Here is a 13,924-nt window from a genome sequence, read left to right as displayed (position 1 = left end):
GCGCCCCTTTTCTTCAAGGAGACACCCCCCATGCCCCTCACCGGGAAACAGCGACGCCACCTGAGAGCCCTCGGGCACCACCTGGAGCCCGTGGTCCTCGTCGGACAGTCCGGCGTCACCGAGGGCGTCATCGCCGCCGTCGAGCAGGCGCTGCACGACCACGAACTCATCAAGGTCAAGATCAACGAAGGCCCGGATGGCCGCCATGAAGGCGCCGACCGCATCGCGGAGGCCACCGGTTCGGAGCTCGCGCAGCTCCTGGGCCGCACCGCCCTCTTCTTCAAGAAGCGCAAGGAGAAGTCCCGCTTCGAGGACATCCTCAAGGGCCCGCACGAGCCCAAGCCGGTCGCCAAGCCGGCCGAGGACAAGAAGCCGCGCCGCCGTTAGCCGCACCGCTTTCCAGAGGTCGCGGGGAAAACAGGCCGACCCGAGCGTTTTGTGCGGGTTCGAGGGCAGCCAGGCCCTCGTGCTGATCCCAAAATGTCACTACGCTGGGGGTCTTCCCCCCGCGGAGGTGACGTGCAGACTCCCTCGTCCTCCCCCCCACCCCCACCCGGCTGGCACGACGTGCTGATGAAGCACTTGGAGCCGCTCCTTGGCGGCTTCACCGCCAAGATGGCCATCCACACCGCCGCGCTGCGGGCCCTCAAGCGACCTCCGGAGCAGGTGGTCGTGCAGGAGCTGCCGCAGCTCCTGGAGGGCCTCAAGCCGATGCTCAACACCTTCATCGGTGCACTGCACACGAAGGTCATCCTCACAGAGATTTCGACGGCCATGGAGAAGCTGCGATGAGCCCTCACCCCCCTTCGGGTCGCGCCGCCAGCAGGGTGGCCCCCTGGATGGGCACCGTCGTGGTGCTCCAACTGGTGCACCTGGCCGCGGTGGCCACGTCCTTCCAGGATGGGCGCCAGCTGGCGCTCGTGGGCGACGCGGCGGGCTGGACCGTGGGCCTGCTCGCGGTGCTGGGCACGGCGGCGGCGGCGCTGTCGTTCGCGCGGGGCGACTACCTGCGCCGGGTGTGGGGCCTGCTGACGGTGGGCGCGGGCCTGTCGCTCGTGAGCACGGCGCTGCGCAGCTACTGGATGCACGCGGTGCCGGACGTGCCCTTCACGAACTCGCCGCTGTTGCCGGTGCGCATGGGCGTGGTGGTGCTGGCGAACGTGAGCACCACGTTCGCGCTGGTGCTGCTGGCGCGGACCTACCGGCAGTCCGGCCTGCAGCCGCCGCCCAGCCCTCGCGCGACGCTCCTGTGGGCCGTGTCCGCGGTGGCCGCGCTCGCGGTGGGTGGGCCCGCGCTCGTCGCGGCGGTGGGGCACCTGGGCCAGGACTTCGCGACCACGTGCACCGCGGTCATCGCGCTGGCGTCCACGCTGGCGGACATGATGACCATCCTGCTCGTCGCGCCCATCCTCCGCGTCGCGTACATGCTGCGCGGCGGACGGCTGGCGTGGGTGTGGTGGGCCATGGGCATGTCCGGCGCGGTGTGGCTCTTCTACGATGCGCGCGAGTGGCTGGCGCCGCTCTTGCCCGGCAACCCCGCCGAAGCGGTGGAGCTGCTGCGCACGCTGCGCACCTCGGGGCTCGCGATGCTGGGGCTCGCCGGGTGGTTGCAGCGCTCCGCGCTCACCGCGGCCCAGCCCGCGTCGAGCACCGGAGTCGTCGTCCCCACCGCCTGACACGACCCGTCGCGTCGAGCTGACGCACGCGGCCAGGACCGGCCCGCTCCCACCTGGGGGCGGGCCGTCGTGTTTTCGCCCCCCGAACGCCTGGGGAGCCAAGCGAGACTGCGGCCTCACGGTTGTCCCAAGGAGGTTCCATCCCATGCGACTGTCCCTGCGTTCCCTGCTGGCGGCCGCCTGCGTCCTGACCGGATGCCGGACGGCACGCGAGACGGCGACGGCCCCCGTGCGCGCGGACTGCGGTCCCGCCATTGCTGGCATGGAGGCGGTGCTCAAGCCCTCCGCCTTCGTCGTGCTGGGGGAGATCCACGGCACGCAGGAGGCGCCGGCCTTCGCGGCGCGGCTGGCGTGTCACGCGGCGGCCCTGGGGCAGCCGGTGCGGCTGGCGCTGGAGCTGCCCGTGGAGGAACAGGCGCGCATCGACACCTTCGTCGAGGGGGAGGCGGGGACGGCGGGGATGCCGACCGACAGCGCCTTCTGGAACCGCGCTGTTCAGGACGGCCGCGGCAGCGAGGCCATGCGGCAACTGCTGGAGCGCGTGCGGGAGCTGCGACACGCGGGGCTGTCCGTGCGGGTGGTGGCGTTCGATCCAGGCGGCAGTGACCGCGACACCACCATGGCCGACCAGCTCCGTCAGGCGCGGAGCCAGGCGCGCGGGGACACCTTCATCGTGCTCGTGGGAAACCTGCACGCGCGCCGCGACATGGGAGCGCCCTGGGACAGCAAGCTCCGGTTCATGACGCACCAGCTGCTCGACGCGGAGCCCGGGCTGGTGTCGCTCGACCTGGCGAATGCCGGGGGGAGCGCGTGGATCTGCCGGGGCATGACGCCGGACACCTGTGGCCAGCAGCCGCTGCGCGGCCGGGGCGCGGAGCAGCCCCTGGGCATCACGCTCCAGAAGAGCGCCGACGACCCGGATGGCTACGACGGCACCTACTCCGTCGGAACCCTACACGCCTCGCCGCCCGCGCACGGGGCCGCCTCCACCGCGACGCCCGCGCCGAACTAGCAGCCAGGAAGCCGCGCGGAGGCCCCACCGATGCGTCAGCCGGAGGCGCCGGACGGCACGGCGCTCCCCTTGCCCGCGCGGCGCCGCGTCACGCCCATCGCGACCGCCAGCGCGCCCAGCGTCAGCGCGCCCACCCAGAGCCCCGGGAGCAACCCCGGCGTCCGGTAGCGCAGCATCACGGTGTGGCTGCCTGTCGGCACCGCCACCGCGCGCACCGCCACGTTGGCGGGGAGGATGGGAACAGGCGCACCATCCAGCGTCGCGGACCAGCCGGGCTGGTAGGCGTCGTTGATCACCAGCACCGAAGGTCCGTCAGCCGCGACCTCCACCGTGAAGCGCTCCGGCGACTCGCGGGTGACGCGCACCGAGCCCGTCCCCGCGCCGGCCTCCAGCGGCGCCGCGCACTCCACGATGGCGTCGCCGGGCGCGAACGGCTCCGGCGCCAGCATCCGCCGCAGCGCCTCATCGAGCGAGGCCACGCACTCCGGCCGGGCCAGATGGATGCGCGCGGGCGCCTGCGCGTGGGCCATCAACGACAACCCGAAGAGCGGATCCTCCGCCACCACCCGTCCTCCCGGTGGCGGCCCCGCCCCTCGCAGCTCCTCCGTGCGCACCACCGAGTAGGGCGTGGACAGGCGCGGAGCCAGCTCCCCTGCCCAGCGGCGGGAATCCGCCATCAACCGGAGCAGCCGCGTGCTCCTCCCGGGCAGATAGCTGGCCGCGCTCTCGATGCCCCAGAACACCGACGTGTCCGGTGCCAGCACCGCCACCTGCCCCAGGCTCAACCGGTCCCGGAACTCGTAGCCGGCCAGGGGTGGCGCACCGTAGGCCTTCACCACCGTGTTCACCCGCACCGGCTCCCCCTCCGGCACGAGCGCGCGGATCCGCGCCACCAGCGGAGGCGGCGTCTCCAGGATCTCCACCGGAGACACCTGATAAAGCGGCGCGTTCTCCAGGAAGAGCGCCGCGCCCTGGAGCACCAGCCACCCCGCGCCCAGCCGGGGACGCCACGCCAGGACCGCGCACGCCAGCGCGAGCCCCGCCGCCATGCTCCCCATGCGCACCACGTTGCCCGACAGGCCTTCCCTCGCGGCCCGCGGAATGTCCGGCCAGTGCGGCAGCACCCAGCCCCGCGTCCACACCCCGCCCAGCGCCTCCCCCAGCGCGACGGCCGCGCAGAGCGCCGCGACGCCCACGCCCGCGACGATGACCGCGCGCGAAGAACCTCCTGGCCCCAGGCACCGCCGCCAGCCCAGCCCCGCGCCCACCGCCAGCCCCAGCACCACGAAGGACGCCAGCTTCTCCGGGTAGCGGAAGGGCCGCCACAGCGGCAGCAGCTGGTACACCCAGCCGTAGACGGGCAGCGCCGAGCCCAGCACCAGCAACACCAGCAGCAGCCACGCGCCCACGAAGACCCAGGTCCGCCCCCGGCGCCACGACGCCCCCAGCCCCGCCAGCGCGAGCACGCACGCGGGCGTCCCCACGTAGAGCGAGTCCACCCACGCCCGGGTGAAGCCCCCCACGAAGATGAGCTTGCGCACCGCGACCTCAGGGATGCCGCGCACCCCGACCGGATCCGTGAGGAACGGGCCCAGCAGCAGCTCCCCCACCCGCAGCGGGTGCAGCGAGAAGTACTGCGCCTCCGTCACCGAGCGTGCCCCGGGCTCCCCCGTCAGCAGCAACCCCGCGGCGGGGAACAGTTGAGGCGCGGCCAGCAGCCCCCCCGTGGCCACCATCAGGAGACAGGCCCCCAGGCGCCGGGCCCAGGTCCCGGGGGCCGTCACGGGCTCCGCCAGGGCCACCAGCACCCCGAGCGCCTGGGTGACGGCGAACGCCTGTGCATCCCCGCCGAACGCGACCAGCGCCAGCAACCCTCCTCCCACCGTCAGCCGCGCGGGCGTGGGGCGCCGCACGAAGCGCAGCACGCCCCACAACGCGGCGGGGACGGTGCTGGCGGGCAGCAGGTACGTGGGGTTGTTGGTGATGCAGACCAGGTACCCGCTGAAGGTGAACGTCAGCGCCCCGAACAGCGCGCCTGCTCGGGGGACGCCCCACTCGCGCAGCAGCGCCGCCGTTCCCAGGAAGGCCACCGGGAAGCACAGGAGCACGGTGAGCTTCACCGCCACGCCCAAGGGCAGCACCAGGTGCAGGAGCGTCGTGGGGTGGAACACGCCGGAGATGAAGATGGCGGGGAACGACTGCCCGAAGCCGTCGTAGGGGAACCAGTCCGGGAACTCGCCCCGCGACACGCGCGACGCCCAGTAGGCGCGCATCGGGTAGAAGGCCCGCAGCGTGTCCCCCGCCAGGAAGACGTCGGAGGAGAACGTCGCCCGGAAGAAGAAGAGCGCCGGCAGCACCAGCGACAGACCTCCGAGCATCCAGCGCCAGCCGGGCCGGACCTCGTCCACCCGCTGGGCGGGCTCCGCGGAAATCGGTGCGCCAGGGTTCGCGTCCACGTGTGCCGGACATCGTCGACGACGGGCGGCCTCCCGCCAAGTGTCGTCTTGTCGCGTCGAGCCCCTCCCAGGGTGGCCGACCTCCCACCGGGCGCGCTACATCCGGGGCTCCCTTCTTCCAGCACGAAAGGCCCACCCATGCTCGCACGCACCTGGCGCGGGGTAACGAAGGCGGAGGACGCCGACGCCTACCTCGCCTATCTCCACCAGACGGGCCTCGCGCACTACCGGCGCACGCCCGGAAACCTGGCCGCGTACTGCCTGCGCAAGGTGGCGGAGGGGAAGGCGGAGTTCCTGCTCGTCACCCTCTGGGAGTCGATGGACGCGGTGAAGCGCTTCGCGGGCGACGCGCCAGAGCGCGCCCTCTTCTTCCCCGAGGATGACCGCTACCTCATCGACCGAGACCTGCACGTCACGCACTACGAGGTCCCCTTCGCGGAAGGGCAGGCCTTCGTGGGCCACCGCGTCCGCTTCGACGACTTCCGCGTGGCGGGGCCCTCTGGCGACCTGCGGCTGGTGGACACGGGCGGCGGCGGAACGAGCCTGCCCGTCGTCTTCGTGCACGGGCTCGCGGGCAATGCGTCGCACTGGCAGGCGCAGCTGGAGCATCTGTCCTCGGTGGGACGCCGGGGCATCGCCCTGGAGCTGCGCGGCCACGGAGGCTCCACGCCGCCGGAGCCACAGGACTACACGGTGGAGTCGCTAACGGGGGACATCGCCGCCGGGGTCCGGGCGCTGGGGCTTCGCCGCTTCGTGCTCGTGGGGCACAGCATCGGCGCGGGCGTGGCGCTGGCCTACGCGGGCGACAACCCCCGGCAGGTGGTGGGTCTGTTCCTGGTGGATCCGATGACGGACCTGCACCTGTATCCCCAGGAGCAGGTGACGGCCTACCTCGCCTCGCTCGACGCGCCCGACGTGGCGCAGGCGCTGCGGCAGGACTGGGCGCAGATGGCGGGGCCGCGCGCGGACGTGCGCGAGCGGTTGCTCGCGGACCTGGAGGCCACGCCGGTGTCCGCCGTGGTGGCGGTCCAGCGCTCCAGCGTGGGCTTCGACCTGACGGCCGCGCTCGCACGCTACCCGGGGCCGAAGTTCTCGCTCATCGCGCCGGACAACGACTCGCCGCGCAGCCTCCATCGGCTGGGCGAGGGCGTGGCGCACCAGCTGGTGGAGGGCGCCGGACACTGGATCCACCTGGACCATCCGGACGCGGTCAACGCCGCGCTGGACGCATTCCTCAAGAAGTCAGCACCAGCTTGACCAGCTCCGGGGGGCTGCCCAGGCGCATGGGCGGGCCCCAGAAGCCGCAGCCCCGGCTGACGTAGATGTGTGAATCGCCGTGCCGGTAGTGCCCGGCGGAGTGCTCCCGGCTCCACCCGTAGCGTGCCTGGAGGTCGCCGCGCGACGCGACGAGCCGGGGCGTACGGCGCGGGGGGATGTTCCACACGAGCCGCCGGAACAGCGACAGGTGCCCCAACACGGCACCCAGCGCGATGAGGATCGAGAACGGAGACAGCGCCATGGGCCTCAGCCTCCCGTACCTCGCGCCCAGGCGCACCTGAATCCGTGGTGCACGGCCGTCCGCCTGCCCCATGCGCTGCCAGGAAGCAGCGGTCCACTGTCAGCCCGGCTCGTCCCAGAGCGTGGCGAGCTTCAATGCCATGCTCTCGAAGGGTTCGGCATGCACCGGGCCATTTCCCGTGTGGGTCGCGAGCGGCACGTATTGCCCCGACTCCCATCGGAACACGTCCAGGGTGCGGAAGACCGGGTCGATGAACCAGACATGCCGCACGCCCTCGCGCGCGTACACGGGCAGCTTCGCCTTGCGGTCCAGGAGTCGCGTGGAGGGAGACAGCACCTCACAGACCCAGTCCGGTGGCAGGGCCAGCGCCGCGACCTTCGGCGCCCTGGGGAGCCGCTCGCGCCGCCAACCCGCGAGGTCTGGCACGAGGACGTCGTCTCCCAGTTGGAGCTCGGGCTCGGTCACGATGTACCAGCCTCCAGGCCCACCCAGTCCGAAGACGAAGGGATTGCCAAGGATCGCCATCAAGAACGAGGCCGCCGTGAGATGAGGGAACGCCGGCCGTGGGCTCGCATACAGCTCCCCCGCGACAAGCTCTCCCACGACATGCTCCGGGAGCGCCTCCAGGTCCGCGTATGTCGCGGGCTTCTTTCCCATGGACTCCCTCCACTCCTCGCCGCCCGTCACTCTATCCATGAGCGGAAGACGTAGCACGCCCGTCTGACGTCCAGGGGCGTTCGAAGTCCACTGGACCTCAGAGGTCTATTCCCACCGTCGGCTCACTGCGTCCCCCAGAGGAACGCGAGGTCCAGCTCCACTGCGTCGAACGGCTCCGCCCGGATGGGCGCCGCCCCGACATGCGTGAGGAGTCCCGTGTACCGTCCATCCCTCAAGCCGAACACCTCCAGCGTGCGTGTCCTCGGATCCATCAACCAGACGTGCCGCACACCTTCGCGCGCGTACACAGGCAGCTTCGCCTCCCGGTCCAGCGTCCGGGTGGACGGGGACAACACCTCACAGACCCAGTCCGGCGCGAGAGACGTCGCCGCCGTGTCGGGAACGACAGGCATCCGTTCCTTCCTCCAGCCCGCGACATCCGGCACCAGGACGTCATCACCGAAGTGCAGCTCGGGCTCGTCCAGGATGACCCAGCCTCCAGGCCCTCCCCTGCCCCTCCCAAACGGGCCCATGAGCTCGCCCCCAAGCCGTGAAGACACCACGGCATGCCGCATCGCCGGCCGTGGGCTTGCATACAGCTCCCCCGCGACAAGCTCTCCCACGACATGCTCCGGGAGCGCCTCCAGGTCCGCGTATGTCGCGGGCTTCTTTCCCATGGACTCCCTCCACTCCTCGCCGCCCGTCACTCTATCCATGAGCGGAAGACGTAGCACGCTCATCCGACATCACAGGGCGTCAGCCATGACACCTACCTCACACGTCTTCCCGATAACCCACCCCTCTCCGGCCCCCGAGCCCGCCTCCCGACGGCACGACCCCGGCAGGATGTTGGCTCCTCTGGCGAAGGACGCCTGACGCTCGCTGGCCAACGTCCAGAACGCGCGCCACCAGACACCCTCGCCGCGCTCCGTCCGGCACCTTCCAGACAAGGCGCGTGGAGGCGTGCGCCCTCCGCGCCAATGAGCACGCTGCACGCCCCTTGAAGGAGGCGGTGCGATGACCTCACAGAAGCAGCCGGACGCGGTGCACGTCGACGAGCAGAGCAAGGAGCAGCAGCTCGCCCGGGATCGCTCGGAGCCCACGGGCAACTTCCTCACCACGGACCAGGGCGTCCGCGTCGAACACACGGACGACTCGCTTCGCATCGGCGCACGCGGCCCCACGCTGCTGGAGGACTTCCACCTCCGTGAGAAGATCACCCGCTTCGACCACGAACGCATCCCCGAGCGCGTCGTCCACGCGCGCGGCGCCGCCGCCCACGGCTACTTCCAGGTCTATGAATCCCAGGCGAAGTACACCCGGGCGAAGTTCCTCCAGGATCCCAACAAGAAGACCCCCGTGTTCGTGCGCTTCTCCACCGTCGCGGGCTCGCGCGGCTCCGCGGACACCGTGCGCGACGTGCGCGGCTTCGCCGTGAAGTTCTATACGGAGGAGGGCAACTTCGACCTCGTGGGCAACAACATCCCCGTCTTCTTCATCCAGGACGGCATCAAGTTCCCGGACGTCATCCACGCCGCCAAGGCGGAACCCCACAATGAAATCCCCCAAGCGGCCACCGCGCATGACTCGTTCTGGGACTTCGTGTCGCTCGTCCCGGAGACCCTGCACATGGTCATGTGGGCCATGTCCGACCGCGCCATCCCGCGCAGCTTCCGGATGATGCAGGGCTTCGGCGTCCACACCTTCCGCTTCGTGGATGAGAAGAACGTCTCGCGCTTCGTGAAGTTCCACTGGAAGCCGCTGCTGGGCACGCACTCGCTCGTCTGGGATGAGGCCCAGAAGCTCGCGGGCAAGGACCCGGACTTCCACCGCCGCGACCTCTACGAAGCCATCGAACAGGGGAACTTCCCCGAATACGAACTGGGCGTGCAGCTCGTGGAAGAGGCGGACGCCCAGAAGCTGGGCGTGGACCTGCTGGACGCGACCAAGCTCATCCCGGAGGAGGTCGTCCCCGTGCGGCCCGTGGGCAAGCTCACGCTCGACCGCAACCCGACGAACTACTTCTCGGAGACGGAGCAGGTGGCCTACTGCGTGTCCAACATCGTGCCGGGCATCGACTTCACGGATGATCCGCTGATGCAGGCGCGCCTCTTCTCGTACCTGGACACGCAGCTCACGCGCCTGGGCGGTCCGAACTTCGCGGAGCTCCCCATCAACCGCCCCCTGGCGCCGGTGCACAACAACCAGCAGGACGGCTTCGGCCGGCACACGAGCAACGCGGGACGCGCGAACTACTTCCCCAACTCGCTGGGCGGCGGCTGCCCGTTCCTCGCGTCCCAGCAGCAGGGCGGCTTCGTGCACCACCCGGAGCAGGTGAGCGGCCAGAAGGTGCGCGAGCGCTCCCCCTCCTTCAACGACCACTACAGCCAGGCCGCGCTGTTCTTCCGCAGCCTCTCCGCGCCGGAGCAGGCCCACCTCATCGACGCGTGCCGCTTCGAGCTGGGCAAGGTGGAGACGCGCGCCGTGCAGGAGCGCGCGCTGGAGCACTTCGCGAAGATCGACACCCAGCTCGTGACCGCCGTGGCGGAGGGGCTGGGCCTGCCCGCGCCCAAGGCCACGCCCGTCACCCCCAAGGGGCCCGCCACCTCCAAGGCCCTCAGCATGGAGGCGATGAAGGCCGCCATGCCCCCGTCCATCAAGACCCGGAAGATCGCCGCGCTGGTCGCCAACGGCGTGGACGCGGATGAGCTGATGGCGGTGAAGAAGGAGCTGGAGGCCCAGGGCGCGCAGGTGAAGGTCATCGCCAGGTGGCTGGGCACGGTGAAGGCCGCCAACGGCCAGGACGTGCCGGTGGACAAGAGCGCGCTGACCACGGACTCCATCGAATACGACGGCGTCTTCATCCCCGGCGGTGCCGCGAGCGTCGCGGTGCTGAAGAAGGACGGCAAGGCACGCCACTTCGTGCAGGAGGCCTACCTGCACTGCAAGACGGTGGGCGCGTCCAAGGACGCGGAGGACGTGCTGAAGGCGTGTGAAATCGACCCGGCCGCGCCCGGCATCGTCGCCGGCTCGAAGGCCGGGGCAGGCAAGGCGCTGGCCACCGCGCTCGCCCAGGCGCTCGCGAAGCACCGGCACTGGGACCGCCAGGACCACGACCGCGTCCCGGCCTGAGTCCACTGCCTGACACGGGCGCGACCTCCAAGCTCCGGAGGTCGCGCCCCACTCCTGGCGTACTGTCCAGCCCGCTTGCGTTGCGCGCAGGATGACCGCCTCTCAAAGAGGGGGAAGTCCATGAAAGCCGTCCATCTTCGCGCCGCCGCGCTCGCGTGCGTGCTGTCCGCTGCTCCCGCGCTGTCCCAGGGACTCGCAGCTTCCGAGACACCCGGAGTCGTCGTGGTGACGCAGGACCTGCTCCACCCCGCGGATGCCTGGGGCCAGCCGGTGAACAATGAGCGTCCCTCACTCGTGCGGGACGAGTCCGGTCGGGTGCACTACCTCGTCGACCTGCGCCGGGGCTCCGAGGCCCGCTTCACCCAGGCCGCGCCACCGCTCGACGGGTTCGCGTCCTGGCACAAGACGCCCGCGCGACACCTGGTGCGCGAGCTGGAGCGGCAGTACGGCCTCCAGGCCACCGGGCTGACGAGCTGGGCGGGCCTGGGCTTCATGGCCTTCCTGACGCCAGAACAAGTGGAGCGGCTTCGCGCGGACCCGCGCGTCGAGCGCATCACTCCCGACGAGGCCACCTCTCCGAGCGGCGCCCTGTGGACGAACTCCACGGGCACGGAGATGAAGACCTGGGGCAAGCGCGCCGTGGCGGAGAACACGTCGTCCACCACCACCGCGAAGATCCCCACGAAGGTCTACGTGTTGGACAGCGGCATCGGGCTCCACGCCGACCTCAACGTCGTGCAGCGCGTCTGGCCCGCGGGAGGCAACGCCGCGGACGGACTGGTGGGCTGCTACGCGCACGCCACCCATGTGGCGGGCATCATCGGGGCGAAGCAGAACAGCACCGGCGTCGTGGGCGTCGCGCCCGACATCTCCCTCGTCTCCGTGTCGGTGATGGGACCTGAGCCCCTGGACACGGTGCACCACTGCAACCCGAGCAACGTCACGGCCGCCGCCGCCATCCAGGCGCTCGACTGGACCATGATGGACATCACCTCCCACGGGAAGGTGGGGATCATCAACCTCTCCTTCAACCTGGGCTCGGGCGTGCTCGCGTCCACCGGCACCGTGGGCTCGCGCATGGTCACCGTGTCCCAGCCCGCACCGGGCTACAAAGGGGCCTTCATCGTGAACTCGGCGGGCAACGACTCCGTGGACGCATGCACCCGCGCCTACGGTCCCGCCTCCACGACGGACGGCATCATGGTGGTGGGCGCCATCGATGACCGGGGGCAGCCCGTGACACCGCTGCACTGCAAGCCGGGACAGATGTGCGTCGACGGCTTCCGCAACGGGACGGTGGCAGGCTCCGGCCCAGGCTCCAACTACGGCACCTGCGTCGAGGCGTGGGCGCCGGGCCTCGCCATCCGCTCCACCTTCGCCGCATACCCGCAGTCCGGCACGACGACCTCCAATACCTATGAATACCTGTCGGGAACGTCCATGTCCGCGCCCTTCGTTGCGGGGCTCGCGGCGCACCTCGTGGACGCCGTGCCAGCCGGGACGCCCTCGCTCATCGAAGCCGCGGTGCGCGCGCGCTTCCATTCGCTCGGCTCCGTGGACAAGACGCTCCGGCCCCTCTTCCTGCCCACGCTCAATCCTCCCTCCGTCCCCGCGCAGCCACGGGCCGAGTTCGCCGTCGTGTCCGCGAACAACGGGCCCTTCCACGTGGAGTCGGTGGGCGCGAACATCACGCTCGCGAACAACGAGTTGTTCCAGCTGAGCTTCGACTCGGTGGGCGCGCCGTCGGGCGGCTGCAACGTAACCCAGGCGAGCTATCTGATTCCGTCCTATCCCGCCAGCAGCCTGCTGGACACGACCCAGCGGAAGATCTGGACCCTCCAGTACCCCGCGCTGACCAGCGCCCCGCCCACCTTCTACTCGTACCGCTTCTTCTCGGACTGCGACACCGGCACCGCGGGCCTGTTCGTCAATCCGTGACGGCCGGCCCCGGTCGGTGACGCCGCCATCCCGGCGGGCAGCCTTCACGCAGCACGCGCGCTCCCGCGAGCGCGCAGGCGTAGCTGCTCGTCATCGGGCGCTCCACCCAGGCGCCGCCCGTGAACAGCCGCACCGTGGGCGCGTCCTCGACGTGGTCCACGGTGCCCCTGTCCCCCAGCGCCCGGGCCGTCTGCGCGTCCGCCACCGTCACCACCGGCGGCAACCCCGCGGGCAGGCCCGGCACGGCGCCCGCCGCGCACAGCACGACGCTCCCCTGCTCCACGGCCTGTTGGAGCAGCGCGGTCAGCGGCGCCTCGAAGGCGCGGCTCACGGTGCCCAGGCTCAGGTTGATGAGGTCCGGGCGCACGTCCGCCGTCAGCCACTCCAGCGCCTCCAGCAGGCACAGCGAATCCCCGCGCATCCGCCCATCCAGCACCCGCGCGACGTACCACTCCACGCCAGGAACAGGTGGGGCCGAATCCAGCAGGATGCTCAGCACCGCCGTGCCATGGCCGTGCGCATCCTCCAGGTCATCCAGGCACGAGTCCCCGCCCCGCCACGCATCCAACTCCTCGCGCGAATGGATGCGCGACTCCAGCCGCCGGGCCTCCCGGTCCAGCGTGAAGCTGGCGGCTCCCGCGAGGGCCAACGACTGCCCCCGCAGGAACCCCACCGACACGCCGCTGTCCACGACGGCGACCTTCACGTTGGACCGGGCCTCCTGATTCCCGACGAACGCCCCCGCGCTAGCAGGCGCCGCGCGAGTCCTCACCGACCGGGAGCGTGAGCTGGGGGTAGTAGGTCCCCACCCACTGGTTGCCGTTCCAGGTGAAGGCGTAGCCGTTGAGCATCGAGGTGGCGCAGGCGTAGCCCACCAGGTCCTCGGAGCCACTCACCTCCGCCAGCAACTGAGACACATCCCTGCTCGTGAATTTCACGGGAGCACTCCAAGCATTGGATTGATTGAAAAAAGCGACGAGGAGCATAGAGCCGATCCCGGAGCGGGGCGAGGCAAGCAGTTGGAGTCCGCGCCGTCCCCTGTCCCAACCTCGCTGGCCCCGGACCGGCTCCCACCTCGGAGCGCTCAGCCATTGATGGCCACGACGAGTTGGAGCACCGTGCCGTTGGAGTAGAGGAGGCTGAGCCAGACGGAGCTGTACGACTTGGCGTTGATGGTCAGGAAGCCGCTCCCGACCGAAATCCCACTCGAATAGCCAACCAAGGGGACGTTCGGCTGATTGGGGGCGGAGAGCGAAGGAGTGTTGAAGGTCGCGACGACGCTCGCGGACGTGCTGCCATCCAGCGCCTGGAAGTCCACGAAGCCGGAGTAATTGCCAATCCGGATGTCCCGCGGATCGGCGCGGGCGACCAGGCGGTAGAAGCCGGCCGGGATGCCGGAGCCCGGCGCGTTCAGATAGACGAAGGCGGACTCGACCCCCGTGCCGAACTGCGTGGCGGGGGTCTGCTCATTGCCCGCGATGCTGAAACCAGCGAAGGAGAAGTCCTCCGTCGTCGTCATGCCGAACTGCTCCGC

General features: G+C 70.7%; 13 protein-coding genes and 1 pseudogene. 7 read left to right on the top strand and 7 right to left on the bottom strand.

The window, feature by feature from the left end; all coding sequences use genetic code 11:
* The first annotated feature begins 30 nt into the window (after positions 1-30).
* From yhbY to GTY96_RS01220, 4 genes are all read left to right on the top strand, one after another.
* A complete protein-coding gene (yhbY, locus tag GTY96_RS01235) occupies positions 31-387 on the top strand; it encodes a ribosome assembly RNA-binding protein YhbY (RefSeq protein WP_143897705.1) in 357 nt (118 codons plus the stop codon).
* 186 nt (positions 388-573) lie between these two features.
* The gene (locus GTY96_RS01230; protein WP_143897703.1) at positions 574-792 is read left to right on the top strand and encodes a hypothetical protein; all 219 of its coding nucleotides are present in this window, start codon (positions 574-576) and stop codon (positions 790-792) included.
* Positions 789-1,676 carry a hypothetical protein gene (locus tag GTY96_RS01225; RefSeq protein WP_143897701.1) on the top strand — a complete coding sequence of 296 codons (888 nt, stop codon included), beginning with the start codon at positions 789-791 and terminating at the stop codon, positions 1,674-1,676. The genes GTY96_RS01230 and GTY96_RS01225 overlap by 4 nt, the downstream gene beginning before the upstream one ends.
* A gap of 145 nt (positions 1,677-1,821) precedes the next feature.
* Positions 1,822-2,688, top strand: coding sequence for a ChaN family lipoprotein (locus GTY96_RS01220; protein ID WP_161663652.1), 867 nt, complete (start codon positions 1,822-1,824; stop codon positions 2,686-2,688).
* Positions 2,689-2,723: 35 nt separating this feature from the next.
* Here GTY96_RS01220 and GTY96_RS38500 read toward each other — a convergent pair whose 3' ends face one another.
* Positions 2,724-5,144: a YfhO family protein gene (locus tag GTY96_RS38500; RefSeq protein ID WP_161663651.1), complete on the bottom strand. Its 2,421-nt coding sequence runs from the start codon at positions 5,142-5,144 to the stop codon at positions 2,724-2,726.
* Positions 5,145-5,282: 138 nt separating this feature from the next.
* Between GTY96_RS38500 and GTY96_RS01210 the strand changes: the two genes are divergently transcribed.
* Positions 5,283-6,401 carry an alpha/beta fold hydrolase gene (locus GTY96_RS01210; RefSeq protein WP_143897695.1) on the top strand — a complete coding sequence of 373 codons (1,119 nt, stop codon included), beginning with the start codon at positions 5,283-5,285 and terminating at the stop codon, positions 6,399-6,401.
* Here GTY96_RS01210 and GTY96_RS38670 read toward each other — a convergent pair.
* The 3 genes and pseudogenes from GTY96_RS38670 to GTY96_RS01195 form a co-directional block, all read right to left on the bottom strand.
* Positions 6,379-6,519: pseudogene (locus GTY96_RS38670) on the bottom strand (metallophosphoesterase); the annotation flags it as partial. The gene GTY96_RS01210 and the pseudogene GTY96_RS38670 sit on opposite strands and share 23 nt — an antisense overlap.
* A 243-nt stretch (positions 6,520-6,762) precedes the next feature.
* Positions 6,763-7,320 (bottom strand): Uma2 family endonuclease, encoded by a 558-nt coding sequence (locus GTY96_RS01200; RefSeq protein WP_143897693.1) that lies wholly within the window; start codon positions 7,318-7,320, stop codon positions 6,763-6,765.
* 122 nt (positions 7,321-7,442) lie between these two features.
* The gene (locus GTY96_RS01195; protein WP_161663650.1) at positions 7,443-7,997 is read right to left on the bottom strand and encodes a Uma2 family endonuclease; all 555 of its coding nucleotides are present in this window, start codon (positions 7,995-7,997) and stop codon (positions 7,443-7,445) included.
* Positions 7,998-8,337: 340 nt separating this feature from the next.
* Here GTY96_RS01195 and GTY96_RS01190 point away from each other — a divergent pair, with 340 nt between their 5' ends.
* Complete coding sequence (locus GTY96_RS01190; RefSeq protein WP_201755750.1) at positions 8,338-10,452, top strand: catalase; 2,115 nt, start codon at positions 8,338-8,340, stop codon at positions 10,450-10,452.
* A 120-nt stretch (positions 10,453-10,572) separates the two neighbouring features.
* Positions 10,573-12,390 carry a S8 family serine peptidase gene (locus tag GTY96_RS01185; protein WP_161663649.1) on the top strand — a complete coding sequence of 606 codons (1,818 nt, stop codon included), beginning with the start codon at positions 10,573-10,575 and terminating at the stop codon, positions 12,388-12,390.
* Here the strand turns inward: GTY96_RS01185 and GTY96_RS01180 are convergent.
* From GTY96_RS01180 to GTY96_RS01170, 3 genes are all read right to left on the bottom strand, one after another.
* Positions 12,380-13,096: a S8/S53 family peptidase gene (locus GTY96_RS01180; protein WP_143897687.1), complete on the bottom strand. Its 717-nt coding sequence runs from the start codon at positions 13,094-13,096 to the stop codon at positions 12,380-12,382. The two genes, GTY96_RS01185 and GTY96_RS01180, sit on opposite strands and share 11 nt — an antisense overlap.
* 40 nt (positions 13,097-13,136) lie before the next feature.
* The gene (locus tag GTY96_RS01175) at positions 13,137-13,328 is read right to left on the bottom strand and encodes a hypothetical protein (protein WP_143897685.1); all 192 of its coding nucleotides are present in this window, start codon (positions 13,326-13,328) and stop codon (positions 13,137-13,139) included.
* A gap of 146 nt (positions 13,329-13,474) precedes the next feature.
* Positions 13,475-13,909 carry a hypothetical protein gene (locus tag GTY96_RS01170; protein ID WP_161663648.1) on the bottom strand — a complete coding sequence of 145 codons (435 nt, stop codon included), beginning with the start codon at positions 13,907-13,909 and terminating at the stop codon, positions 13,475-13,477.
* Positions 13,910-13,924 lie beyond the last annotated feature (15 nt).

This window comes from Corallococcus silvisoli (assembly GCF_009909145.1).
Lineage (GTDB): Bacteria > Myxococcota > Myxococcia > Myxococcales > Myxococcaceae > Corallococcus > Corallococcus silvisoli.
This window is presented reverse-complemented; position numbering and strand designations above follow the sequence as displayed.